Raw genomic sequence first — 25284 nt, forward strand, 5'->3', positions numbered from 1 at the left:
TTACACTGGACAGAGATTCCGTTGTTGCCTTAGAATCTATCGGGATTTCAAAGGTTTTTGCGGATCTCTTGAAAAGTAACCTCGGCAATGTTCCGCAGCCTGCCGAGACCGACAACGGGGCCCGATGAATCGCTCGCTTGCTCTTGCCGTAATCGCGCTTCTGGCGATGGCCGTTCTGGCAACAGTGCCGAGCGGTAGTGCGCAGGCGCGCTACGCATCCATCGTCATCGACGCCGAAAGCGGGCAGGTGCTGCACGCGGTCAACGCGGACACGCGCAACTACCCGGCCTCCCTCACCAAGATGATGACCCTCTACATGCTCTTCGACGCATTGGAGAATGGCAAGCTGACGCTGAAGCAGAAGCTGCCGGTCTCCAAACGTGCGGCCGGCATGCCGCCGTCGAAGCTTGGTTTGAAGGTTGGCCAGTCGATCCGCGTGGAGGACGCGATCCTGGCCCTGGTGACCAAGTCGGCGAACGACGTTGCGGTGGTGGTTGCCGAAGCGCTGGCCGGCAAGGAAACCACCTTCGCCAAGGTCATGACCAAGCGGGCCCGGACCCTGGGGATGAGCCGGACCAGCTTCCGCAACGCCTCAGGGCTGCCCAACCGGGGCCAGAAGAGCACGGCGCGGGACATGGCGCGGCTCGCCAAGGCGCTGATGCGCGACTTCCCGCAGTACTATCGCTACTTCTCGACCTCCACCTTCAGCTACAGGGGCCGCACCTACCGCAGCCACAACAAGCTGCTGAGATCCTACAAGGGCACCGACGGGATCAAGACCGGCTACATCCGGGCCTCTGGCTTCAACCTCGTGACCTCGGTCGAGCGCGGCGGGCGCCGCGTCATCGCCGTGGTCTTCGGCGGCAAGACCTCCAAGTCGCGGGACCGCCACATGGTGAAGCTGCTGAACCGGGGCTTCAAGAAGCTGGCCTCCCAGGGCGTGCGCAAGGTCCCGGCGGTGCCGGGGCGCAACCCCTTCCACCCGCTGCCGCTCGCCACCATCGAGATCGCCGAGGCCGCGCCGCAGCCGCAGGCCGTGCCGCAACCGCAGGCCCTGCCGGAACCGCAGCCGGTCGAGACCGCGGCCGCTTCGCCGCCCGCTCCGCCGAAGAGGGATCTTTCGAAGTCGGGCCTCCCGCGCCTTGAGCGCGCCGTCAAGCCGATTGCCTCTTCCTCGCAAGTGGCCACCGTCGACGGGCTGGAGACTCCGGTGGAGGTGGAAAGCCTGACCAACGACTGGGTCGTCCAGGTCGGCGCCTTCAGCCGCTTCCGCGCCGCTCATGACAATGCCAAGTCGGCCCTGGCCAAGGCGCCCAAGGCTCTGCGGGGCGCGAAGGTCGCCGTGCGGCGTATCGACTCCGCCAGTCTCGGCACGCTGTACCGCTCGCAGTTGACCGGGCTCTACGAAAAGCAGGCGCGCGCAGCCTGCGAGAGCCTCAAGGTGGCAGAGATGAACTGCGTGGTGCTGCAGCACCCCAAGGCCCAGGGCTCCAACTGACCGGGGCTGCAACTGGGCCCGAACCTCCCCCGGACTTTCGCCCCAATGGTCTGAACCGAGTTCAGACCTTATGCGTCAAAGGGTTCCCGTGTTTGCCCCCCCCAAAGAATGTCATTGCCGGACTTGTTCCGGCAATCCATCGGGGTCCGAGTCTCGCTCTTTCCATGGATCCCCCAAAGAAATTGAAGGGGGACAAGCCCGAGGGTGACGATGGGGGGAAGAGAGACCTCGGCAAGCCGTTGAGATCAAGCCACGCATTTCAAGCCAGACTCTGATTCAAAGAGACGGGATCCATCGGAAGACGGTGACGATCAGAAGGCCGGCGGCTCCAGACCGCTGGCGCGGAGCTGTGCGCAGACGCGCCCGATCAGCTTGTCGAGGCTGGCCTGGTCGCGCGCCTCGCAGCGGGCGACCAGCACGTCCTGGGTGTTGGAAGCGCGCAGCAGCCACCAGCCGCCCTCCTCCTGCACGCGCACGCCGTCGATATCGATGATCTCCACGCCCTCGGCGACGAGCCGCGCCCTGACCTCTTCGACGACCGCCTTCTTGCGCTCCTCCGAACAGGGAAAGCGGATCTCCGGCGTGTTGAACAGCGGCGGCAGGGAATCGCGGAAGGCCGCCAGGCTCTCGCCGGTCCTGTTGATCACCGAGAGCACGCGGATGGCGGCATAGAGCGCGTCGTCGTAACCATAGAAGTGATCGGCGAAAAAGATGTGGGCGCTCATCTCTCCGGCAAAAGGCGCGTTCACCTCCTTCATCTTCGCCTTGATGATCGAGTGGCCGGTCATCCACATCAGCGGCTTGCCGCCGGCCGCCTCGATGCCCTCGAAGAAGGCATCGCTGGTCTTCACGTCGGAGATGATGGTGGCGCCGGGGTAGCGCTTCAGGATGTCCCGCGCCAGATAGAGCATGATCTGGTCGCCCCAGAGGATCCGGGCTTGGGAATCGATCATGCCGATGCGGTCGCCGTCGCCGTCGAAGGCCACCCCCAGATCGCAGCCCTCGGCAAGCACCACGTCCTGCAACTGCTTGAGGTTCTCGGGAACCGTGGGATCGGGATGGTGGGCGGGAAAGCTGCCGTCGATCGTCTCGTTCAGCAGGATGTGCTCGCCCGGCAGGCGTGCCGTCGCCGCCACCATGGCCTCGGCCATGGCGCCATTGCCGGCGTCCCAGGCGACCTTGAGCGGCCCCTCGCCTTCCATGTCCTGCACCAGCCGGTCGATGTAGGCATCGAAGACCGAGCGTTCCTCGACGCTACCTTTGCCGCTTTCGTAATCGCCCGCCGCGGCGATGCGCCCCAGGTCCTGAAGGTCGGGCCCGAAGAAGGACGCCTTTTCCAGGACCAGCTTGAAGCCGTTGTAGTCCGGCGGATTGTGAGAGCCGGTGATCATCACCCCGCCCTGCACCGGCAATGTGTGGGTGGCGTAGTAGAGCATCGGCGTCGGTCCGCGGCCGATGTTGACGACATGCAGCCCGCAATCGCTGAACCCCTGGCTCAGCGCTGCCGCGAGATCGGGAGAGGACAGGCGGCCGTCATAGCCGACGGCCATGGCCGTGCCGCCGCGCCGCCGGACCACCGACCCGAAGGCCCGGCCCAGGGCATAGGCGTCCGCTTCGAAAACCGTCTCCCCCACGATGCCGCGCACGTCGTACTCGCGCAGGACCGTCGGATGGAAGCGGTGGCTCCCGGCCCGGGATGGCGGCGCTTTGGGATCGCTCATGGGATCAGGCCTTGGTCAGGCCCAGGGCGCTGTGCGGACGCCCCACCGAAGAGTAGTCGAAGCCGGCGGCCAGCATGTCCCCCGGCTTGTAGATGTTGCGCAGGTCGATCATCACCGGCGCCTTCATGACGGCCTTCACGCGGTCCAGGTTCAGGGCGCGGAACTCGTTCCATTCGGTCAGGATAACCACCGCATCGGCGTCGGTCATCGCCTCGTAGGCATTCTGGCACCACTGAACGTTCGCCAACAAAGGCGAGGCCTGCTCCATCCCCTCCGGATCGAAGGCCCTCACCACCGCACCGGCAGCCTGCAGGGCGGGCACCACCTCCAGGCTCGGTGCCTCGCGCATGTCGTCGGTGTTGGGCTTGAAGGTGAGGCCCAGGACGGCGACGGTCTTGCCCTCGACACAACCGCCACAGGCTTCGATCACCCGGCCGGCCATGGCCTTTTTGCGCTTGTCGTTGATGTCGGCAACGGTTTCGACGATGCGCATCGGCGAGCCCGCCTTCTGCGCCGTGTCCACCAGGGCCAGGGTGTCCTTGGGGAAGCAGGAGCCGCCGTAGCCCGGGCCTGGGTGCAGGAACTTGCGACCGATGCGCCCGTCCAGGCCGATCCCCCGGGCCACGTCATGAACGTTGGCGCCGACCTTCTCGCAGAGATCGGCGATCTCGTTGATGAAGGTGATCTTGGTCGCCAGAAAGGCGTTGCCGGCATACTTGGTGAGCTCCGCCGTCTCCAGGGTGGTGAAGAGGATCGGCGTCTCGATCAGAAAAAGCGGCCGGTAGAGAGCACGCATCACCGTGCGGGATCGCTCGCTCTCGGCGCCGATGATCACCCGGTCCGGGCGCATGAAGTCGTTGATCGCCGCCCCTTCGCGCAGGAACTCGGGGTTGGAGACCACCTCGAACTCCGCCGCGGGATTGGCCTCGGCGATGATCCGCTGCACTTCGCGCCCGGTGCCCACGGGCACCGTCGACTTGTTGACCACCACGGTGAAGCCCTGCAACGCGCCTGCCACTTCCCGCGCGGCATCGTAGACGTAGGTCAGGTCCGCTTCGCCGCCGGTGCGCCCCGTCGGCGTGCCCACCGCGATGAAGACCGCATCGGCCTCCCCGACCGCGCGGGCCAGATCGGTGGTGAAGGTGAGGCGGCCGGCGGCGCGGTTGTTGGCCACCAGAACGTCCAGCCCAGGCTCGAAGATCGGGATCTCGCCATCTTCCAGGCGCTTGATCTTCGCCGCATCCTTGTCGATGCAGACCACTTCGGTGCCGAATTCGGAGAAACAGGCACCGGAAACCAGGCCGACATAGCCGGTGCCCACCATTGCTATACGCATCTCGCGTCCTCCGTAGGGACCAGCAAAGCGGCGGGGCCGCCGCCTGCCGGATGACGATCAGGTGACCCTGGCGCCGTAACGCCGGACCATATCGCGCGCTGCCGCGCCCAGGTCGTCGCGTTCCAGGGCATAGGCCAGATTCGCCTCGAGAAATCCCGCCTTGCTGCCACAGTCGAAACGCCGGCCCTCGAAGCGAAGACCGTGAAAAGCCTGCCTGCCAATAGTACGGGCCATGGCATCGGTCAACTGGATCTCGTTGCCGGCGCCCCGCTCCTGCCGGTCGAGCTCGTCGAAGACCTCCGGCTGCAGGATGTAGCGGCCGATGATCGAGAGCGTCGAAGGCGCCTCCTCGGGCTGCGGTTTTTCGACCAGACCCTTGGCCTCCGCCAGGCGGCCGTCGTCGGAGACCACGTCCAGGATCCCGTAGCGGTTGGTCTGTTCGCGCGGCACGTCCTCCACCGCCACCAGGTTGCCGCCGACCTTTTCATAGGCGGCGACCAACTGGGCCAGGCAGCCGGGCTGCCCGAGGACGAGATCATCGGGCAGGATCACGGCAAAGGGCTCCCGCCCCACAAGCTGGCGCGCGCACCAGACCGCGTGGCCCAGGCCAAGGGCTTCGGGCTGGCGGGTATAGCTGATCTTGCCGGCCTCTCCCATCATGGCGCGCGCCTGCTCCAACTCGGCGGTCTTGCCGCGCGCCTGCAGAGCGGCTTCCAGCTCCCAATGGCGGTCGAAGTGGTCCTCGATGGCAGCCTTGCCGCGGCTGGTGACGAAAACGATCTCTTCGATTCCCGCCGCCCAGGCCTCCTCGACGCCATACTGGATCAGCGGCTTGTCGACGACGGGAAGCATTTCTTTGGGGATCGCCTTGGTGGCGGGCAGAAAGCGCGTGCCCAGTCCGCCGACAGGCAGGACCGCTTTGCGAATGGTGCCATGCATGGAGTCGAGGACCTCGCGGGAAGGTTTCGGGCGGGCGCGGCTGTATTGCCACAGGCCAGCGCGGGCGACAAGTGACACCTATGGTCGGTGGCATGGCGGGGGGAGCGGGCCGGTGCCGTCAAAACACGAAACACGCTAGGTCCCGAGCAGCAGGTCCTTGGCTTCGTTCAGCTTGGCGGCCAGGTAGTTCGAGCCGCCGTGGTCGGGGTGAATCTTCTGCATGAGCCGGCGATGCGCCTCGCGGATCTGAACGGCTGTTGCGCCCTCTTCGAGGCCTAGGATCTCCAGCGCCTCTTCCCGGCTCATCGGGCCGTCGCCCGACCCCTCCCGGCGGCCCTGACCGTCCTGGTCCGCCCCGGCTTGCTCACGCCAGTCGCTCTGGGTTCGGTCGAGAAAGGCCTCGAGGATCGAGGCCGACTGCTGATCCTCGCCCTCATAGTCGTCCAGGAGTTGGAGCAGTTGCCCGAGGTTCAGTTGCGACAGGCGGCTACCGGCGAAACGCCCGTCCAACACCTCGCCATCCATCTCGCCGCTGTCATGGTCCAGGATCATGCGCAGGAACCGGGTCTGAACCTCCGAGGACTGCCCGGCGCTCGGCCCGTGCATCGCATGGACGCGCTGCTGACCCGCCCGGAACATCCGCCGGGCGAAGAACAGCATCACGTAGAGCAGCATGAGCAGCGAAATGTTGCCGCTGACCACGAGGACCAGGGTGATCAGCGCCAGCGCGCCAATGGCAATATAGCGCAGGGAGACGGCGACTCGCTTCGGGTCCGCCTCAACGAACCAGCGCGCCAACAGTATGGCGGCGACGAGAAGGGCGATCCCGAGGAAGAAGTACGGCATGGGCGCTGCCCGCTACTTGACCTGGTGGGCGATCTGCGGAACCAGGCCGCCCTTCTTGCGGCTGTAGTCTGCCAGCGCCTTGCGCCCTCCCGCCGCGAAGACGGCGACCGCCGAGAGCAGGTCGCGAAGCTGCCTGGCGCTGCTCATATCGAAGGTGCAGAAGGCGCCACCACTCAGCCGGGCGATCTGCTGAAACGCGTTGCGGGACACGGGGTCGTGGCCTTCATGGAACATGAAGCAGGGAACCCCCAGGAGACCGAGCTCGCCGGCGAGATGCCCCAGGTGGTCGATATCCTCTTCCATGGCATCGCCGACGAAGACCAGGGCGGAGACCTTCTGTTCCTTGGTCTCCTTGATGGCGCGCTGCAGGACCTTGCCGATCTGCGTGCGTCCGGCCAGGCAGAAGACCCCGGTCATGAAGCGCAGAAGCTGGTTGGAGCGCTGAACCCAGGGGCTCGCCTTGCACTCGCCAAACCCACGGTAGAAAATCAGCTGCACTTCGAGCCCGCCGAGGCTCTCGGTCTCCTTGAACATCTCGGCCTGCAGGTGAGAGGCCTGGTCCCAGGTCGGCTCCCGGCTGGCGGTGGCGTCCAGGGCGAAAATCAGCCGGCCGCGCGCCTCCCCCACCGGCGGCGGTGTCGAAGCAACCTTGCGCAAAAAGGCATCGACGTCGGATCCAGACGATACCTTCGGCAGCTTGGGGTCCTTTGCCATGCGTCCTCTGCACTTGCTCCTGGGGCGCTTGCTGCTGGGGCGCTTCCTGCGCGCGGGCGCGGGGGACCCGTGAAGGCCCCGGCACCCCCTTCAAGGTAGTGTCGCGCAAGGATTTTTCCAACGCCAGTAACATCCTGGCGTCCGGCCATCACGAATTCTGCAGCCCGCGCGGCACAGCCGCCGGCTAGGCCGGTTTCAGCCAGACCGCGGTGTCGTGGAAGACGGCGCCACCGGTCGGCGGGCCCGGGTCCGCGGAGATCAGCAGATTGATGCCCTGGCCTTCCTCGAAGGCGCTGTTCGGCCAGATGCTCTCGACCACCACGACGTCTTTCTGCAGTCCGTCGAAGAGCTCCACGGCGATCACCAGGGAGCCCAGTTCGTTGCCGATCCTGATGCGGTCGCCGCCGCCCACGCCCAGGGCCTCGGCGGTCTCAGGATGAATCAGCACGCTGGGCCGTTCCTCGCGCTGCAGCGATCCCGGCGTCTCGGTGAAACTGGTGTTCAGGAACGAGCGGGCCGGCGCCGCCACCAGACGATAGGGGCGTTCCGCCGTCGAGCGGTCGAAGGCCTCGCTGTGGCCCGGCAGCGCCGGCATGGCCGCGAAGTCGGGCCCGAGGGCGGCCCAGTCCGCCCTGAAGTGGAAGCGCTTGTCAGCATGCCCGAAGCCGTTCAGGAAATGCATCTCCTCGAAGGACTGCGCACAGTCGTGCCAGTGGGCGGCGTGGACCGTCTCGGCATCCGGCAGGCCTGAGGCGCGCAGCGTCTCGTCGACCATCTCCCAGGCGGTCATCTCGAAACCCCGGTGTTCGGCGCCGAGGCGCGCCGCCAGGGCGCAGAGGACCTCGTGATTGCTGCGGCACTCGGCGAGCGGATCGATCACCGCCTTGGCCACCTGCAGATAGGTGTGGCCGCTGGCGACGTAGAGATCGTCGTGCTCCAGAAAGGTGGTCGCCGGCAGCACGATGTCGGCCATCGCCGCGGTCTCGGTCATGAACTGCTCATGCACGCAGACGAAGAGATCGTCGCGCGCAAAGCCTTCGGCGACCTTGGCGCTTTCCGGGCAAACCACTACTGGATTGGTGTTCTGAATGAACAGCGCCGTCACCGGCGGTCCATCGCCCAGGTCGCGGCGGTCGCCGGTGAGGATCGGACCGATGCGGGACTGGTCGAGCAGGCGCATGCCGGGGTCCAGTGCGTCCAGCCCCTGGATCAGCGTTTCGTCCAACCCGTAGATGCCGGACTGGCCCTGCATGGCCCCGCCGCCGCGGTACTGCCAGGCTCCGGTCACCGTCGGCAGGCAGGTAACCGCGTGAACGTTGCTCGCCCCGTTGCGTGCCCGCGAGAAGCCGTAGCCGAGACGCAGATAGCTGCGCTGGGTCGATCCGTAGAGGCGGGCGAAGTCGCGGATCTCCTCAGCCGCGAGTCCGGTGATCGCGGCGGCCCAGTCCGGCGTGCAGGCGGCGAAGTGGGCTTCCAGCTCCGCATCCCAGTCGCTGTATCGGGCGAGGTAGTCCCGGTCGGCATAGCCCTCCGCCAGCAGGACCGAAATCACGGCGGCGGCAAGGGCGCCGTCGCTGCCCGGCTTCAGCGCCAGATGGATGTCGGCCTGCTCGGCCGTTCCGGTGCGGTAGGGATCGACCACGACCAGCTTGGCGCCGCGTGCCTTGCGCGCCTTGGCAATGTGGGTCATCACGTTGACCTGGGTGCTGACAGGATTGCAGCCCCAGACCACGATCAGATCGGACTCCACCATCTCGCGCGCGTCGACGCCGCGCCGGACGCCACAGGCTGCCTTCCAGCCCGTGGCCACCAGGGTCGTGCAGATGGTCGAGTGCTGGCGCGCGTAGCGCTTGGCATGACGCAAGCGCTCGATGCCGTCGCGCTGCACCAGGCCCATGGTCCCGGCATAGAAGTAGGGCCAGACCGCCTCGCTGCCGTGGCGCTGCTCGGCCAGCAGCAGGCCCTCGGCCACGGCATCCAGCGCGGTCTCCCAGGACACCGGCTCGAAGGCGGACAGCCCCTCGCCCTTGGCACCGACCCGGCGCAGTGGCCTGGTCAGGCGCCCGGGATGATGCACCCGCTCAGCATAGCGCGCCACCTTGGCGCAGACCACGCCGGCGGTGTAGTCGTTGCCGCGGGCGCCGCGCACCTTGCCGATCTTCGTCCGGGAGAGGCGCTCCACCTCCAAGGCGCAGGTGCTCGGGCAGTCATGGGGGCAAGCGGAGTGGAAGATCTCCGGCGCGGCTGAGGCGTCCAGTGGCATCGGAACCCGAGTCCGTTGTGGGGCGGCTTGGGCCCGAGTCTACAGCCCGCCCCCCAGGGCTTCAATCCGAGCTTCAATCCGAGCTTCAATCCGAGCTTCAATCGGGGCTTCTTACCACCTGGACTAAGGTGTCCCGGCGGGTCCGCAGCTTTCGCGGGAGTCCGCCTGCCGGTCGCCGACCGCCCGTGCCAGATCCAGCACCCGATAGCGCTGCGTCGTCACCGCGACCCAGCCGGGGTCCGGTCTGCCGAGCAGGAAATCCTGCCGCCGGCTGCCGCCCCAGATCTCGGCGATGCGCCGGTCGAAGGGGGCGAAGTAGCGGGGACGGGCATAGCCCTCGGCAAAGTGCTCCCGGTCGACGACCAGGTAGTCGACGCCCCAGTCGCAGTGGAGCGTGCGCAGACCGCCGGCATCGGTTGCCAGATAGGCATCGATCAGCGCCTGCATGCGGGCGCGCATGGCCAGGAGGTGGTCCTGGTAGCTGGGATAGTGGGCCTTGTACATCACGAACAGCGGCCGGCGCGCCACATAGGGGATCATCTCCAGCTCACTTCCGGAGCCGGGCCAGACGGCGAAGAGGCTGTCCTGCGGCTGGGCCTCAGCGAAGGCCATGACGGCCTGCTGGTCGGCGCCCAGATGCCACCAGTATCCGAGCTTCTTGTGGTCGAAGCTGTCGAAAGAGAGCGCGATGAGCGCCAGCAGGCCGAGGGTTGCCGCATTCGGAAAGCGGAGGCTCCGCCTGAAGGTCCAGCAGAAGCGCTGCAGCCCGACCGCGAAAAGCAGGGGCAGCAGGGTGAAGGCCGGATAGAGGAGGAAGCGATAGCTGTGAAAGGGCTTCAGCACAAAGACCGCCGTGCCCAGCAACAGCGCGCAAAGACCGAAGACCACCAGCGCCCGGCGCCCCGCACTGCCCCGCTCCAGCGCTGCCAGACCGTAGAGCGCGACGCAGGCGAAAACCATGAGCAGGAGGAAGGACAGCAGATCCGGCGCCCACCTGAACTGGGTCGCCGCCTTGCCGGCGACATAGGTGAGCGGACTGAAGACGCCGGAGAAGTGGCGTCCCTGCGGCCCGTTCTCCGGAAAGGCCTCGGTCTGCTGCATCGGCGCCAGCGCCGCGCCGAAGGCGTCGGTCCCCTGGAGCGCGGCGTGCACCATCCAAAGGGAGAGCGCGCCAGTGATCGCAAGCAGCAGCAAGGATCGATTGCGCTCCAGACTCTTCTTGGCGAAGAGGCGCTCTGTGCCGATCAGGTGCCAGGCCAGGATCAAGCCCAGGAGGGGCGTCATGGCGGGATAGAGCAGGCCCGACAGCAGCGTGAGCACAACGAGGCCCGCGACAGAGCCGTGGACCAGCGCGGCGGCCGCCCAGATCAGCAGCGGAAAGGCAAAGGCATGGGGCAGCGCCGAGGTGATCTGATGCAGGTAGATGGGCTGCGCGACGGCAAGACCCACCGCCCCCAGCAGCGTGACCCGGTCGCCGATGCGCCGCGCCATCTCGGCGATGCCCGCAAGAAAGGCCAGCCAGCAGGCAAGCGGCAGCAGACGATGCCAGACCAGCAGGTCGCCGCCGGCCTGTAGCCACAGGCGGGTGGCCCAGTCGTAAAGATAGGGTTGGGGAAAGGCGGCGAAGAAGGCGGCGATGTAGTCGCCGGCGAAAAGCCCCGGGTCGCCGGCCTGGTGATAGCGGAAGAGCGACCGTTCCTCTTCGTGAAGGTAGCTCGGATCGACGATGAAGGATGTCTGCACGAAGAGGGCCGCGCCGACGTAGAGCAGGAAGAGCGTACCGAAAACCTTGCCGTAGCGGGCGTCGGTTCTTGTCAGCATCGCCGATCGTGCTCCTGCGGGAACGCCGGTTCCTGGACCCCAGCCCGCACGCCGCCGCCGTCAGGACGCCGCGGCTGGATAGGGCGCATCGCCCGGGACGCCCTGCCGGTAGGGCTTTGCCTCGGCGGACCGCGAAGCCCCAAGGGTCCTACGCACGGCCGTGTTCAGTTGCCGGAACATCGCCGCCTCGTCGCGCTGGTAGCCGGCGTCGAAGTAGCGCATGCGGGCCGCCCAGCGCGGATCGCCATAGAAGCGGCCGAGGGACTGCAGCGCCGGCCGGTCCAGCGCGGCCGGCAGAGGCAGGATCAGGTCGCGCTCCAGATAACCGTTGTAGTCGTGGGCCAGGCCGTCCAGATCGGCGTCGTAGAAAACCGGCAGGCCGCCGCGCAGCAACTCTATGGCCACGGTGCTGTTGCCGCAGATGGCGAGGTCGCAGAAGTCGATGTTCTCGGCCAGCGCCATGCCGCTGGTCTCCATGACCTTCTCGCCCTCAGCCGATAGCGCCGAGAGATCCTCGTTGACCACCTTGACGGGGTGGGAGCGGATGAGAATCCGGCTGACTTTCGGATCTGCCTGAAGACGGCCGACCAGCGCTTGCAAGCGCGTCATGCTGGTCAGCGCGGTGAGGAAGATGCCGACGGTCATCTGCCCACCGGCTTCGAACCGACAGCGCATGGGCGCCTGCGGTGAAGCCTGGGGGACGAACACGCAATCGAAACGCCGCTCCCCCCGGTTCGCGTAGGTGTCGACGATGGCCTCACTCGTTGCGGCCACCAGATCGCAATGCAGGGACGGCACAAAGCCGGCCTTCCAGGTCGCATTGGCGTGGTTGGTGAAGAGCACCTTCAGCCCCGCGCGATGGGCCACCGCGGCCAGGGCCAGACATTCCGGCGAATAGTGATTGGCGATGAACACCGCCTTGGCGCCGCGCTGCGCCAGCAGGCGGCGAAAGCGGGCGTAGTAGGCGACGGTGCTGAAAACCCGGCAGGCCGGCATGAAAGGAAGGCGCCGGACGAGCCGCCGCGCGAAGCGCAGCCAGCGAGCCGCGGCACAGAAGAACCGCGGCAGGGCCAGCAGAGCCTCCGGCCGGAAGCAGTTGGCCTTGGAGAGCCTTATGTCGCCGGCAGTCAGGCCCCGGAGATGGCGGCGGAGATGGCCGATCGCGACCCGCTCGTTGGGGTAGGAGGCGAAGAAGAGGATATCGGGGTTCTGCGATCCACGGCAATTAGCCGAAAGATAACATTTAAGTCCGTAAAGTATTAAAAGGTAGGATTTTATAAAGGCTGGCGCCCTACTGTAGAAAAGATAGGCGGAGCGGATCACCAGGTTCTTTCGGACCACATCGGCAAACACGGCCATGCGACCGTCAGAACTATCGAATTTCCTGACAATCCAACATGCCCTGCCAAGAGAATACCTGCCCATTGGCGAACTTTAAGTAGATCACCATGTACAAACTCTTAAAGCGGCTGGCAGGCATCTCGGTCTTCTACGCTTTCGCCAACAGTATCGAAGCCCTCACACCGTTCTTCCTGGCCATCCTGCTGACCCGCTTTCTGCAGCCCGGGGAATACGGGATCTGGGTGCTCTTCGTCTCCCTCGTCGCCTTCCTGCGGCCGGTGGTCAACCTGACCATCCAGGACGCGCTGAAGATGCACTTCTACGAGATGGACAAAGACCGCCAGTCGACCTTCGTCGTCTCGGCCTTCTACATTTCCAGCGGCTCGGCGCTGATCCTGGCCCTGGCCGCGGTTCTGTTCGACGACACGCTCTCCGCGCTGGTGAAGTTCCCGGCACCCTGGATCGTCTCGGTGGTGGTGGCCACCTATCTCTATGTCAACTTCTACTTCCTGCTGGCCTTCAACCAGTTCGCCGAGAAGCGAGGCCAGTTCATCGCCCTGCAGTTCGCCCAGTCGCTCCTGGGACTGGCGATCATCGCCGCCCTGGTCTATCAGGGCTGGGGCTGGCAGGGCGTGATCCTCGGCAAGATCGCCGGTCTCGCCATGGCCTGCCTCTTGGGCTTCGTCTGGCTGAACGGCCAGCTCAAGCTGGACCTGCGCCTGCCCTGCAGGGAGCAGCTCCGCGACCTGGTTAGGTTCGGCTTGGTCTATCTGCCGACGGGCTTCGGCCTGGTGGCGGTGCCGCTCACCGACCGCCTGATCATTTCCCATATCCTGGGGCTCGACCAGAACGGCCTCTATGGCGTGGCCGCCCTTTTCGGCGCGGCCCTCTTCGTCGCCATCAACGGCTTCCTGCACGCCTGGATGCCCTGGCTGTTCCAGCAGCTCGGCAAGCCGCGCGGCGCCCTCGGCATGGAGGTGCCGGTCATCTCCGCCGGCTTCCTGCTGCTGCTGCCGGTCGCCGGTGCCGTCTTCTACCTAATCTCGATGATTGCCGCGCCCTTCCTGATCGGCGCTGCCTTCTCGAGCGCCTTCGCGCTCATCCCCTGGGCGATCGCGGGCACCGTGGCCATGGGCTACTTCTACCACATCCAGGCCTATCTCCATTTCAAGAAGGCCATTCTGCCGATGTCCGTCAGCAGCCTGAGCTGCATCCTCTGCAACATCGTGCTCAGCTACTACGGCGCCCTCTCCTACGGTGTCGCCGGTGTGCTCGCCGCGACCATCGCCGCCTTCCTGATCTCCGCGGTGACCAGCGCCATCTTCATCGCTTTTCACTACAACATCTTCGGCAGCCGCTTCGCCCTGGCCACCCACCCCCATCGTCACCCTCGGGCTTGTCCCGAGGGTCCATGGAACGACCGAGACCCGGACTGCGATGGATTGCCGGAACAAGTCCGGCAATGACGATACAGAAAGCTGGAAGACAGGAACCCTCCGACGGACAGGGCCTCATATGGGGCAGGTTCTGAGCCCGCCGCAGCGGCGCTTCAGGGGGCCGCGACCGCCGGCTTCGGCCCGCGCCTGAGCCACAGCAGGCAGCCCGGCAGGCCGGCCAGGATCGAGGCCAGACCGAAGAGGACGGAGAGTGCCACGGCCTGATCGGCACCAAGGCCGACGGCCCCCAGCATGACCATGCTGGCCCCCTCGCGCACGCCCCAGCCGGCGAAGGAGACCGGCAGGAAGGTGATGAGGATGATCGCGGGGACCACCGCCAGGGCCGCGGTCACATCAAGATCCAGCCCCAAGCCCTGGGCCAGGAAGTAGAAGGCCAGGACGGAGCCGAGTTGGGCCGCCGCCGAGAGCAGCAGCAGGATGGCCGAAAGGCCCGGCGTCAGCAGCAGGCGGCGGGTGTCGGCCGCCATGTCGGCCAGCAGACGCAGGCCCTGGCCGAGCAGCGGCAGGTCCTGGAGGCGCGGCGGCAGGCGGTCGAAGCAGGAGAGCAGCAACAAGACCGCCAGCAGGCCCGGCAGCGATGCCAGAAGCAGGCTGCGCAGAATGGGCGGGTCCATCGCCTCCCCGAGCCACAGCACGCCGCCGACCACCATGAGGACCAGCGCCAGGAGGCCGCTGATGCGCTCCAGCATCACCCCGATGAAGGCGCGGTCCATGGCCACGCCGTGGCGCGAAAGCTGCCAGATGCGCACCGCATCGCCGCCCACCGAGGTCGGCAGCATCTGGGTGAAGAAGCTGCCGATGAACATCAGCGCCAGCACCCGGCGCAGCGGCTGCGGCGTGCCGATGGTCTCCATCACCAGCCACCAGCGCAGCGCCGAGACCAGCGCGATGCCGGCGAGGCTCGCCACCGCGGCCAGGCCCGCCAGGGGCGCGAGCGTGACCAGCAGGCCGGCGACCCGCCCGAGGTCGACGGAACTGGCGATGGCCGCCAGCAGCCCGAACGACACCAGCAGCTTGACCAGCACCTCCAGGGGCATGCTCCGGAACCGCGAGGGCGCCGCACCCTCCGGCGCCTCGGAGAGGCTGAGCGGCGGTGTCGTCAAGACGCGATCCCGAGGGTCTGCTGCATGGGCTTTCGCCTGACCTTCCAGATCAGGCTGTCGACGATGTAGTGGTGGAAGTTGATGGACTGATAGACGATCAGGGTCAGCGGCAGGGCCCAGTGGCTGAACTGGCCGATCGCCTGATCGATGCCCAGATAGACCAGAGTGGTCAGCCCCAGGCAGACCCCGAAGTAGAGCCAGGCCTTGTTCTTCTGGCTGATGGTGGAGAGGAAGCGCGCCTTGGGGTCGATGCCGTCCTTGAAGCGGTTGCTGTTGAACAGCCAGACGAAGAGCACGTACTGGGCATTGTGCCAGACATTGATCACCAGCCAGCCGTGGGTGATATCGTCGATGGCGATGTAGCCGACGTAGAAGACGACGAAGTGGCTCAGCATGTAGAGGCTGTGGGCAATCGCCAGGCGGCCGCGCAGCCAGGAGCCGATGCGCAGTACGAGCCAGAGCGCCAGCACCGAGAGCGCCAGGAAGGCCGAGGCGTCCACCAGCCACCCCGGCACCGGCAGCACCCGCAGTTCCATGCCGAGGAACAGTCCGGGGTCCTGGTAGGAGCGATGCAGGATGCCCCAGAGCGGCAGCAGGTAGAGCGCCGCCTTGGTCAGCCAGGGTTTCTCGTCCACCAGGCCGCCGGCTTTGCGGCGGTAGACCTGGGACACGCCGAAACTCTGGCGGGTGTAGTGGAACCACTGCCAATAGAGATAGATGGTGGCGATGGCCCAGGGGCCGACCCCGAGGTAGATCAGCACCACCCCGGCGACCACCAGCGGCGGCAGGCCGAACAGCAGGAAGCGGTGCCGGCGCAGGCTCTCCCCGTCGAAGCAGAGCCGCGTGTAGGTGGCGACCACATGGTGGTAGCCGAGCAGCCAGAGGTCCAGCAGCAGGATCGGGGCGAAGAGCCGAGGTTCGGCGACGACGACGGCGCCGGACAGCAGGGCGATCGCCGCCACCCCGGCGATGAAGGTCAAATCGAAGGACGGGCCGCGCAGCCAGCCCGCCGGCACCGTGGTCATCTCGGCCGTCGCAACCATCTCCAACTCCCGCACCCGGCATCGCCAATGCACCGCTGGAGCCATGATGCTGCGGCAGTGGTAAAAAAACCCTCAGTGCCAAGAAATTGCTAAGAAATTCAGTAAAGCTCGCGTTATCTGGCAGAGCGCCTCAGGATCTTGAGACTGCGTCTCAGATTGGCCCGGGCCGGCACCTCAAAATGTGCCCCGAAGTAGCTGGAAAAATAGAGCTTTTCGCGGTTCATGAGATTTTCGAGGAAGGCGCCCCGTCCGCTGCGGAAGGCGGCCTCCTCGACGTGGGCGTATTCCCGCCGGATGGCCGCCTCGTAGGCAAGAAAGTCCGGCCACGGCGCGGCCAGGATGGAGAGGTCCATGTCCAGGAACAGGGCGGCATCGGCCTGCGCCGGCGCAGAGAGATCCGGCGGCAGGCGGTGGCCCGCCGTCGCCTCGATCAGCCGCGCCGCCGCGGCGAGGGAGTCCGCCGACAGAACCTCGGCGCAGTCGGCGCGCAGCAGGGCGGCGCTGCGCGCTTCGTTGTCGGAAGCCCGCGGGTCGTAGACGGCATCGTGATAGTAGAGCGCGGCCTCCACCGCCGCCGGGTCGGAGAGCCGGTCTCGGACGTCATCGAAGAGCCGGAGCAGGGCTTCGACATGGGCCCAGGTGTGGTAATGGCGCTGCGGCTCGCCATAGCGCCGCCGCAGATCGGTCATCAGCTCTGCCGGCAGAAGGCCGCTCACGGGCGCTGCTTCCCGCTCAGCCCTTGCGGGCCCGCATCGCCTCCCAGTCCTCGTCGCTGAGGGCTTCCATGAGGCTGAACTGGCCGGCGCCCTTCAGCCACTCGCCGCCGTCGATGGTCACCACCTCGCCGGTGATGTAGCCGGACTGCTCGGCCAGCAGATAGGCCGCCAGGTTCGCCAGTTCGATGTGCTCGCCGACCCGGCCCAGCGGGATCTTGTTCTTCCAGGCGGCATCCAGCTCAGCATTGGGCACCAGGCGGTCCCAGGCCCCCTTGGTGGGAAAGGGGCCCGGCGCAATGGCGTTGAGGCGGATGCCCTGGCGGCCCCACTCCACCGCCAGCGAGCGGGTCATCGCCAGCACGCCTGCCTTTGCCATGGCCGAGGGCACGACGAAGGGCGAGCCGGTCCAGGCGTAGGTGGTGACGATGGAGAGCACGTTGCCGGGATGCCTAGCGGCCAGCCAGCGCTTGCCGCAGGCCAGGGTCGCATAGGCGGTGCCGTGCAGCACGATGGCCAGCACCGCATCGACGGCCCGCGGCGAAAGGCTTTCGGTCTTGGCGAGGAAGTTGCCGGCGGCGTTGTTCACCAGGGCATCGAGCGGCCCCTCGGCGAAGGCGGCCTCGGCCATCGCCTCCACCGCCTCGGCGTCGCGCAGGTCGCAGGGCAGCACCGTGGTGCGGCCGGGATGCTCGGCGTCGAATTCCGCCCGGGTCTCCTCCAGGACCGCTTCGCGCCGCCCGCAGATCAGCAGCCTGGCCCCCAGCTCGAGGCAGCGCTTGCCCATGGCCTTGCCCAGGCCCGTCCCGCCCCCGGTGATGAGGATGCGCTTGTCTTGCAGGAGGTCGCTCTGAAACATGGCAGGGGCCTTTTCTTGCCGTGACGGCGGGGCGGAAGCGAATGCGGGCGGCGCTGTACCCAGTGCGGCGCTCTTTGGCTATGCTAGCGGGTGAAGGGCCAGAAACAAGACAGGGTCCGCGAACAAAGACATCAGGGAGGGGCCGAAGCCATGCTGGCGAAGGCCGACAGTTACCAGGCACTGCGGGACGGTTTTCGCTGGCAGATCCCGGAGCGCTACAACATCGCGGCGGACGCCTGCGACAAGTGGGCGGATGGAGACCGCCTGGCGCTGATCGACCTGAAGGCCGACGGGCGGGAAGAACGCTATAGCTTTCGCGATCTGAGCCGCCTCTCCAACCGCCTGGCCAACGCGCTGGAAGCTTACGATGTCGGCGAGGGCGACCGGGTGGCCATCCTGCTGGCCCAGGGCGCGGAAACGGCCATCGCCCACCTGGCGGTCTACAAGCTGGGTGCCATCGCGGTGCCCCTCTTCAACCTCTTCGGGGAGGAGGCGCTGGAGTACCGCCTCGCCGACTCCGGCGCCCGCGCCCTGGTGACCAACCAGGCCGGTCTGGAGAGAGTCGCGCCGCTGCGCGAACGGCTGCCGGCGCTGGAAACCCTGATCTCCATCGACGGCGGCGATGCGCTCTCCTGGCAGTCCCTGCTGGAGCGCGCATCGGACAGCTATCTGCCGGTCTCGACCTTCGCCGACGACCCGGCCCTGATCATCTACACCTCCGGCACCACCGGGCCGCCCAAGGGCGCGCTGCACGCCCAGCGGGTTCTGCTCGGCCACCTGCCCGGCGTGGAACTGCCCCACAGCTTCTTTCCCCAGCCCGGCGACCTCTTCTGGACCCCGGCGGACTGGGCCTGGATCGGCGGCCTGTTGGATGTGCTGCTGCCGGCCTGGCACCACGGCGTGCCGGTGCTCGCGCACCGCTTTGCCAAGTTCGATCCGGAAGAGACCTTTCGCCTGATGGCCGACCATCAGGTGCGCAACGCCTTCCTGCCGCCGACGGCCCTGAAGATGCTGCGCGGCGTCGAACGCCCGGCGGAGCGCTGGACCTACGCGCTCCGGTCCATCGGCAGCGGCGGCGAAACCCTGGGCGCCGGCCTGCTCGATTGGGCGCAGGAGACCTTCGGCATCGCCGTCAACGAGTTCTACGGCCAGACCGAATGCAACCTCGTGGTCGCCAACTGTGCCGAGTTGATGCCCTTGCGTCCCGGCAGCATGGGGCGCCCGGTCCCCGGCCACGATGTCGCGGTCGTCGACGATGACGGGTCGCCGCTGCCCCCGGGTGAGAGCGGCACCATCGCGGTGCGGCGGCCCGATCCGGTGATGTTCCTGGAGTACTGGGGCAACGCCGAAGCCACGGCGGCGAAGTTCCGCGGCGACTGGCTGGTGACCGGCGACACCGGCGCCATGGACGACGACGGCTATCTGCACTTCGTCGGACGCGACGACGACGTCATCACCTCCGGCGGCTACCGCATCGGCCCCGGCGAGATCGAGGACTGTCTGCTCAAGCACCCCGCCGTCGCCCTGGCGGCGGCGGTCGGCGTGCCCGACCCTCTGCGCACCGAGCGGGTGAAGGCCTTCATCGTGCTGAAGCGCGGGCAGAACGTCGCCGCGCCGGAGGCACGCTCGGCCCTGGTCAGGGAGATCCAGGACTTCGTGAAGTCCCGGCTTGCCGCCCACGAGTATCCGCGCGAAGTGGCCTTCGTCGACAGCCTGCCGATGACCGCCACCGGCAAGATCATCCGCCGGGCCCTCCGGGAGCGGGCCGAGGGGAAGTAGGTCTTCAGTGTTTTCGACTTGCGTCGACTCGGTTCCAGCCCGCTCCCCCTCCCGGCCACCCATAGGATACTGTCGCTGGGTGGCCGGGAGGGGGAGCGGGCCGGCGCCGTCAAAGCACGAGAACCCTAACGGTTCGGCCGGGTGGTGAGCACGGCCTGCACTTCGGCGCGGGGCGACTTGGAGGTCATGACCACCACCTCGTAGAGGATGCTGCCGGACGAGGAGCGATAGGTCTCCTCGCGCTTGTCGATGCCGCGCACGAAGTCCTTGCGGTCACCGACCTTGTCCAGGGGCAGGTTCTTGCGCCGGACGTACTCGGAGAACACCAGGGAGACCTGATCGGCGCTGGCGATCTGCGCCATGGCGGTGCAGCTGTCGTCGCCGAAGACGATCAGCGCGAACAGACCGGCGTCATTTTCGGCGGACCAGACATCGCCTTTCTTGCCTTCCAGGAACTGCTCGGCCTTCGCTCTGGGAATTTGCCGGAGCTGCGGCGTCGCCGCGATCCAGGCACGCAGATCGGCCGGATCTTCGACGTAGCGCAGACAGGACTGAACGAAGAGGCCCACCACTTCACGGGCCTGGTCCGCGGCGCGCGCCGGCGTGGCAGCCAGACACACCACGAGCAGAAAGGCGGCTGAAACGCCCAGGTGGCGAAAAACGATCCGCATGATCCAAACCTTCGGCGGGGGCCCGGTGGAGGGCCGGGCCGGTTTTGCAAGCGAATGAGCCTATCAGGTCCGCGAGCCTGGACCAAGGCGCCGCGACACGCTAAGCAAGCTCAACGCAAGGGAGGCGGCATGAGCAAAGTCATCGACTACTACCTTTCCCTGGTTTCCCCCTGGTCCTACCTGGGCAGCGGGCGGCTCGCCGAGATCGCCCAGCGCCACCGCGCCGAGGTCCGGGTCATGCCGATGAACCTCGGGGAGGTCTTTCCGCGCACCGGCGGTCTGCCGCTGCCCAAGCGCGCGCCGGAGCGCCAGGCCTATCGCCTGGCCGAACTGAAACGCTGGAGTGCACACCTGGGCGTGCCCATCAATCTTCAGCCGGCCTACTTTCCGGCGCCGGAGATCACCGCCGCCTGCATGGTGATCGCCGCCGGCGAGGGCGGCGGGCAGCCGCTGGCGCTCGCTCAGGCCTTCGGCCGCGCGGTCTGGGAGCAGGAGCGCAACATCGCCGAGGTCGGCACCTGCGAGGCGATTGCCGAGGAAACCGGCCACCATGCCGTCGACCTGCTGGCCAAGGCCCTGGACCCGGCGGTGCGCCGGCGCTATGCCGAGCAGACCGAGGCCGCCGTCGCCCGCGGCGTCTTCGGCGCGCCGAGCTACATCTACAACGATGAACTGTTCTGGGGCCAGGACCGGCTGGACTTCCTCGACCGTGCGCTTGGCGCTTAGAGCGCTTTATGGTTTGACGGCACCGATTCAACGCACGTCGAAAACGCCACATTCACCGGAACGGTGAATGAAAAAGGGGCCCCGCAGGACCCCTTCCCCACCTATCGGTTCCCCCGGCCTTTAGGCTTCGAGATCGAGGCTTTGCGCCTCCTCCTGAACCGATGCATCGACTCTTGGGTCCGCCACGCGCGCGAGGTTGAGCTCGGCGTCGAGCAGCAGCTTGGTGATCGTCTCGCCGTTGTCGTTGCGGTAGCTGGTGAAGGCAAAGATGGTCAGGCGCGTCTGGAATTCGATCGCCTCCTCGCTGAGCCGCTCGCGCACCTGGGCAAGACTTTCCTTGAGCGCGTCCGGGGTCTCCGCCTCTTCGGCTTCCTCCGCGATCTCCGCGGCGTCCGCGGCATCGTCCACCGGAGCGGCGGCATGTGCCGGCGCCGCCGGCGGCTGGACCTCGCTGTCCAGGAGTTTTTCGACGAGCGCGCGCGGATCGCCCAGGGTCTCCGGCTCGATGACCATCAGCGGCTCGGTAGCCGCGGCGGCGCCGCCGGACTGAATGTGCTGCTCGAAGGAGAGGCTCGCCATGGCGACCGAGACCTCTCCGGTGTCGTGGTTCACCTCGATCTCCAGTGAGCGGGCGACCAGCGAGGTGGACTGGCTGAACGAACTGCCGGAGATGGCGGTGACCTGGCTGACGGCGGCGAAGGTGAGTTCGGCGGTGAAATTGACGCCGTCCTTCAGCGCCGCGATGACCGGTTCCACGAAGGCCTGGGCGAAACCTTTGGCGGCCTCGGTGTCGAAGCCGAAGGCCTTCAGCACCTGGCCCAGGTCGCGGCGCATGGTCTCCAGCGCCTTGCGCACGAAGCCGCCCGCCTCGCCCAACAGGGCGCGGCTTTCGGTTTCCGCGGCAACGCCCTCGCCGACGCTTTCGACGTCCTGGGCCGCTTCGGCCTCGGGCGAGAGCGCCACCAGATCGCGCGCCGGGACGGCAGCGTCGTCGACAGGGACCTGCGGCCGCCGGCCGGCGAAACCGTCGGCACCGCGGTGAAAGAACTCCGGCAGCAGGCCGGAGGGATCATAGGCTGTGGGAATCATCGATTCCTCCTCCTGAGGCGGCGCGCCAGGCTCCTGAACGGCCCGGACGGGATGGACTGACCTGCCCACCGCTGCGCCGAAAGCAATCGCGTTATCTTGGATTTTACAGACCAGGGGTGAAGGAATCCTTAGTTCGCGGGTTTCGGCGAAGGTCGCATTCCCGCGTCCCGGCGCACAACGAATGGCTGCTATTTGCGTGCCTTGCGAACAAGCGGTTGGACCGCAGGACGCGTTACGGTTATCAGAAGGTAAAGGCGAACCGCCCACCCACTCACCCAACCAAGGCCGACCGTCGATGACCTCCGCAGCGCCCGACACCGATCCGCAAGACCTGAAGGGAAGCTGGGGCTTCCCCACCCAGATGATTTTCGGACCCGGCCGCATCCGCAATCTGGGGCGCGCCTGCAAGGGACTGGGTATGACGCGGCCCCTGCTGGTGACCGACCCGGGCCTAGCCGCCCTGCCCATGGTGCGCGAGGCCATCGCGGCCAACGAGGCCGAAGGGCTGCCCACCGGGCTGTTCTCCGCGGTGAAGCCCAACCCCGTCGGCCAGAACGTCGACGAAGGCGTGGCGGCCTACCGCGACGGGAGCCATGACGGGGTGATCGCCTTTGGCGGCGGCTCGGCGCTGGACTGCGGCAAGGCGGTCGCCCTGATGGCCGGCCAGAGCCGCCCGCTCTGGGACTTCGAGGACAAGGGCGACAACTGGAAGCGGGTCGACCCGGAGGGCGTCGCCCCCATCGTCGCCGTGCCCACCACCGCCGGCACCGGCTCCGAGACCGGGCGCGCCTCGGTGATCCTCGACGAGGCGACCCACATCAAGAAGATCATCTTCCATCCGAAGATGATGCCCGGCACCGTGGTCTCCGATCCCGAACTGACGGTCGGCCTGCCGCCCCACGTCACCGCGGCCACCGGCATGGACGCCCTCGCCCACTGCCTGGAGGCCTACTGCGCGCCGGGCTATCACCCCATGGCCGAGGGCATCGCCGTCGAAGGCATCCGCCTGGTGAAGGACTGGCTGCCGACGGCAGTGAAGGACGGCGGCAACCTGGCGGCGCGCGCCCACATGCTGGCGGCGGCCTCCATGGGTTCGACGGCGTTCCAGAAGGGCCTGGGGGCGATCCACTCCCTCAGCCATCCCATCGGCGCGCTCTACGACACCCACCATGGCCTGACCAACGCCGTGGTCATGCCCTATGTGCTGGCCTTCAACCGGCCGGCCATCGAGGATAAGATGGCGCGTCTGGCCGCCTGGCTCGGCCTGCCCTCCCCCTCCTTCGCCGCGGTTCAGGACTGGGTCCTGGCACTCCGCGCCGAGGTGGGCATCCCCGAGCGGTTGGAGGGCATCGGCGTCGGCGGGGAGCGCGTCGAGGAGATCGCCGCCATGGCCGCCGAGGACCCTACGGCGCCCACCAATCCGATCCCGGCAGGCCCTGCGGAGATGCGCGCCATGTTCGAAGCGGCCCTGGAGGGACGGCTCGGCTGATTTGCGCGCGTGACACGGGAATCGACCGAGCAATAAAGTTACCCGGAGATGCCGGCCGGACGGCCCTTGCGAATGGCAGCGGCGCCGCGCATTTAACGATCCGTCTATTTTGCGAGGGCCAAACTCTTCTTATTGAATACTTAACGACAACCCCTGACATTTGTGGAAACACAAACATTCGCCGGTGCGGCGGATCCGCCCCTGTGGCGCTGCCCCGGCCGGCGTAGACCGAATAGGGGTTCTCATGTCTGTTTTCGAACATCGCGAGTTCGACGGCCACGAGCAGGTGGTCTTCTGCCACGACGCAGACAGCGGCCTGAAAGCCATCATCGCCGTCCACAACACCAATCGCGGCCCGGCCCTCGGCGGCTGCCGCATGTGGCCCTATGCCGACGAGGCCGAAGCGCTCACCGACGCGCTGCGCCTGTCGCGGGGCATGACCTACAAGTCGGCCCTGGCGGGCCTCGATTTCGGCGGCGGCAAGTCGGTGATCATCGGCGATCCCCGTAAGGACAAGTCGGACGCGCTGTTCGGTGCCATGGGCCGCTTCGTCGACAGCCTGGGCGGGCGCTATACCGTGGCCGAGGACGTCGGCATCTCGGTGCCGGACGTCGAAATCATGGAGCGGGAAACCCGCCATGTGGCCGGCACCCGCAAGGGCGGCGCCGGCGATCCCTCCCCCGCCACCGCCTACGGCGTCTTCATGGGGCTGAAGGCTGCGGTGCGCCACAAGACGGGACGCGACAACCTGCGCGGCCTGCGCGTCGCCGTCCAGGGCGTCGGCCATGTCGGCTACTACCTCTGCAAGCACCTGTCGGACGCGGGGGTCGAGCTGATCGTCAGCGACATCGCCCAGGACTCCCTGGACCGGGTGGTCGCCGAGTTCGACGCCAAGGTGGTCGCGCCGGAGGCCATCTATGCGGTGGAGGCCGACATCTTCGCGCCCTGTGCGCTGGGCGCCGTGATCAACGACGAGACCCTGCCGCTCCTCAAGGCGCAGATCGTCGCCGGTTCCGCCAACAACCAGCTCGCCGAGGCACGCCACGGCGAGGCCCTGCGCCAGCGCGGCATTCTCTACGCGCCGGACTACGTGCTGAACGCCGGCGGCATCGTGCTGATAAGCCAAGAGGGCCCGCGTTACGACGAGGCGAAGGCCTACGCCCACGTGGCGCGCATCCACGACACCCTGCTGGAGATCTTCCGCCGCGCCGACACCCGCAGGATCGCAACCTCCGAAGCGGCCGACTACCTCGCCGAAGAACGCTTCCGCAAGACCCGCCCCCAGGCGGCCTAACTTGCGTCAGCGGCGCGGAATGCCCCTGGCCTGCTCGGCCGGGAGGTCGCGCCGGGTCACCCCATCGACCAGCACGAAAGCGATGATGCAGGTCTCGCTGCCGCGGTTGGACCAGGCGTGGTTGGTGCCGCGCTGAACGACGATGTCCCCCGCCCGCAGATGCACCTCGGTCTCGTCCAGCAGCATGTAGATCTCGCCCTTCAGGACGATCGCATAGTCGAGAGAGTCGGTCCGATGCATGAAGGGATGGCGGGCGCCCTCCACGATGTTGGCGGCGGCGCCCATCTCGGCGAAGGCCGCCTTCCCGTCGAGGGTCGCCAGCACGTTGGGGTCTTCCGGCTCGAACTCTACGCAGCGGAAAACCGACCCATTCCCCGGCGGGTGGAGCACGAAGTCGCCTTCGCAGGTTTCCTGCGCACCGTCATACTCCGCCGGCGTGCCGTCCGAGAGCCAGAAGTTGGTCAAGGTCACGCCCGGCCGGCTGGGCCTCTGCAGCGCCTGCGTCGCCTCCTGGTCCGACACGACCACGGCAACACCGTTGTCGTCGTGGCCGGTGACGACACGCCGAAATCTCCGCGCCAT

The 25284-nt window shown here is 67.1% G+C and carries 21 protein-coding genes; 6 read left to right on the forward strand and 15 right to left on the reverse strand.

Features of this window, described 5'->3' with window-relative positions; translation table 11 throughout:
* The first annotated feature begins 124 nt into the window (after window positions 1-124).
* Window positions 125-1498: a D-alanyl-D-alanine carboxypeptidase family protein gene (locus Q0996_RS04935; protein WP_299616624.1), complete on the forward strand. Its 1374-nt coding sequence runs from the start codon at window positions 125-127 to the stop codon at window positions 1496-1498.
* A gap of 311 nt (window positions 1499-1809) precedes the next feature.
* Here the strand turns inward: Q0996_RS04935 and pgmG are convergent, their stop codons facing one another.
* The 8 genes from pgmG to Q0996_RS04975 all read right to left on the reverse strand — a co-directional run bounded on the left by pgmG (window position 1810) and on the right by Q0996_RS04975 (window position 12497).
* Window positions 1810-3219 carry a phosphoglucomutase/phosphomannomutase PgmG gene (pgmG, locus tag Q0996_RS04940; RefSeq protein WP_299616625.1) on the reverse strand — a complete coding sequence of 470 codons (1410 nt, stop codon included), beginning with the start codon at window positions 3217-3219 and terminating at the stop codon, window positions 1810-1812.
* A 4-nt stretch (window positions 3220-3223) separates the two neighbouring features.
* Complete coding sequence (locus Q0996_RS04945) at window positions 3224-4555, reverse strand: UDP-glucose/GDP-mannose dehydrogenase family protein (protein WP_299616626.1); 1332 nt, start codon at window positions 4553-4555, stop codon at window positions 3224-3226.
* A gap of 57 nt (window positions 4556-4612) precedes the next feature.
* Window positions 4613-5494, reverse strand: coding sequence for a UTP--glucose-1-phosphate uridylyltransferase GalU (gene galU / locus Q0996_RS04950; protein ID WP_299616627.1), 882 nt, complete (start codon window positions 5492-5494; stop codon window positions 4613-4615).
* A 135-nt stretch (window positions 5495-5629) separates the two neighbouring features.
* Window positions 5630-6340 (reverse strand): molecular chaperone DnaJ, encoded by a 711-nt coding sequence (locus Q0996_RS04955; protein ID WP_299616628.1) that lies wholly within the window; start codon window positions 6338-6340, stop codon window positions 5630-5632.
* Window positions 6341-6352: 12 nt separating this feature from the next.
* Window positions 6353-7054: a VWA domain-containing protein gene (locus Q0996_RS04960; RefSeq protein WP_299616629.1), complete on the reverse strand. Its 702-nt coding sequence runs from the start codon at window positions 7052-7054 to the stop codon at window positions 6353-6355.
* A gap of 184 nt (window positions 7055-7238) precedes the next feature.
* Entirely contained in the window at window positions 7239-9317 is a 2079-nt protein-coding gene (locus tag Q0996_RS04965) for a molybdopterin-dependent oxidoreductase (RefSeq protein WP_299616630.1), read from the reverse strand.
* Between the two features lie 123 nt (window positions 9318-9440).
* Window positions 9441-11138 (reverse strand): hypothetical protein, encoded by a 1698-nt coding sequence (locus tag Q0996_RS04970; protein WP_299616631.1) that lies wholly within the window; start codon window positions 11136-11138, stop codon window positions 9441-9443.
* 60 nt (window positions 11139-11198) lie between these two features.
* Window positions 11199-12497 (reverse strand): glycosyltransferase, encoded by a 1299-nt coding sequence (locus Q0996_RS04975; protein WP_299616632.1) that lies wholly within the window; start codon window positions 12495-12497, stop codon window positions 11199-11201.
* A gap of 89 nt (window positions 12498-12586) precedes the next feature.
* Between Q0996_RS04975 and Q0996_RS04980 the strand changes: the two genes are divergently transcribed.
* The gene (locus tag Q0996_RS04980; protein ID WP_299616633.1) at window positions 12587-13945 is read left to right on the forward strand and encodes a lipopolysaccharide biosynthesis protein; all 1359 of its coding nucleotides are present in this window, start codon (window positions 12587-12589) and stop codon (window positions 13943-13945) included.
* Between the two features lie 83 nt (window positions 13946-14028).
* On the opposite strand, the gene Q0996_RS04985 is transcribed toward Q0996_RS04980, so the two are convergent.
* The 4 genes from Q0996_RS04985 to Q0996_RS05000 form a co-directional block, all read right to left on the reverse strand.
* Entirely contained in the window at window positions 14029-15039 is a 1011-nt protein-coding gene (locus Q0996_RS04985) for a lysylphosphatidylglycerol synthase transmembrane domain-containing protein (protein WP_299616634.1), read from the reverse strand.
* Window positions 15036-16082 carry a hypothetical protein gene (locus Q0996_RS04990; RefSeq protein ID WP_299616636.1) on the reverse strand — a complete coding sequence of 349 codons (1047 nt, stop codon included), beginning with the start codon at window positions 16080-16082 and terminating at the stop codon, window positions 15036-15038. Before Q0996_RS04990 ends, Q0996_RS04985 begins: the two co-directional genes overlap by 4 nt.
* 113 nt (window positions 16083-16195) lie before the next feature.
* The gene (locus Q0996_RS04995; protein WP_299616637.1) at window positions 16196-16798 is read right to left on the reverse strand and encodes a hypothetical protein; all 603 of its coding nucleotides are present in this window, start codon (window positions 16796-16798) and stop codon (window positions 16196-16198) included.
* A 16-nt stretch (window positions 16799-16814) separates the two neighbouring features.
* Window positions 16815-17654 carry an SDR family oxidoreductase gene (locus Q0996_RS05000; protein WP_299616638.1) on the reverse strand — a complete coding sequence of 280 codons (840 nt, stop codon included), beginning with the start codon at window positions 17652-17654 and terminating at the stop codon, window positions 16815-16817.
* A 150-nt stretch (window positions 17655-17804) separates the two neighbouring features.
* Here Q0996_RS05000 and Q0996_RS05005 point away from each other — a divergent pair, with 150 nt between their 5' ends.
* Complete coding sequence (locus Q0996_RS05005; protein WP_299616639.1) at window positions 17805-19433, forward strand: acyl-CoA synthetase; 1629 nt, start codon at window positions 17805-17807, stop codon at window positions 19431-19433.
* A 125-nt stretch (window positions 19434-19558) separates the two neighbouring features.
* Here Q0996_RS05005 and Q0996_RS05010 read toward each other — a convergent pair whose 3' ends face one another.
* Window positions 19559-20104, reverse strand: coding sequence for a hypothetical protein (locus tag Q0996_RS05010; protein WP_299616640.1), 546 nt, complete (start codon window positions 20102-20104; stop codon window positions 19559-19561).
* Window positions 20105-20233: 129 nt separating this feature from the next.
* Between Q0996_RS05010 and Q0996_RS05015 the strand changes: the two genes are divergently transcribed.
* A complete protein-coding gene (locus Q0996_RS05015) occupies window positions 20234-20830 on the forward strand; it encodes a 2-hydroxychromene-2-carboxylate isomerase (RefSeq protein ID WP_299616641.1) in 597 nt (198 codons plus the stop codon).
* A 120-nt stretch (window positions 20831-20950) separates the two neighbouring features.
* Here Q0996_RS05015 and Q0996_RS05020 read toward each other — a convergent pair whose 3' ends face one another.
* Window positions 20951-21919, reverse strand: a complete 969-nt coding sequence (locus tag Q0996_RS05020; RefSeq protein WP_299616642.1) for a hypothetical protein — start codon at window positions 21917-21919, stop codon at window positions 20951-20953.
* Between the two features lie 295 nt (window positions 21920-22214).
* Between Q0996_RS05020 and Q0996_RS05025 the strand changes: the two genes are divergently transcribed.
* Window positions 22215-23408, forward strand: a complete 1194-nt coding sequence (locus Q0996_RS05025) for an iron-containing alcohol dehydrogenase (RefSeq protein WP_299616643.1) — start codon at window positions 22215-22217, stop codon at window positions 23406-23408.
* Between the two features lie 244 nt (window positions 23409-23652).
* Window positions 23653-24702 carry a Glu/Leu/Phe/Val dehydrogenase dimerization domain-containing protein gene (locus Q0996_RS05030; RefSeq protein WP_299616644.1) on the forward strand — a complete coding sequence of 350 codons (1050 nt, stop codon included), beginning with the start codon at window positions 23653-23655 and terminating at the stop codon, window positions 24700-24702.
* 6 nt (window positions 24703-24708) lie between these two features.
* Here the strand turns inward: Q0996_RS05030 and Q0996_RS05035 are convergent, their stop codons facing one another.
* On the reverse strand, window positions 24709-25284 hold the full coding sequence (locus Q0996_RS05035; RefSeq protein WP_299616645.1) for a cupin domain-containing protein: 576 nt from the start codon (window positions 25282-25284) through the stop codon (window positions 24709-24711).

This window comes from Pelagibius sp. (genome assembly GCF_028289705.1).
In the GTDB taxonomy this organism is placed as follows: Bacteria; Pseudomonadota; Alphaproteobacteria; order Kiloniellales; family Kiloniellaceae; genus Pelagibius.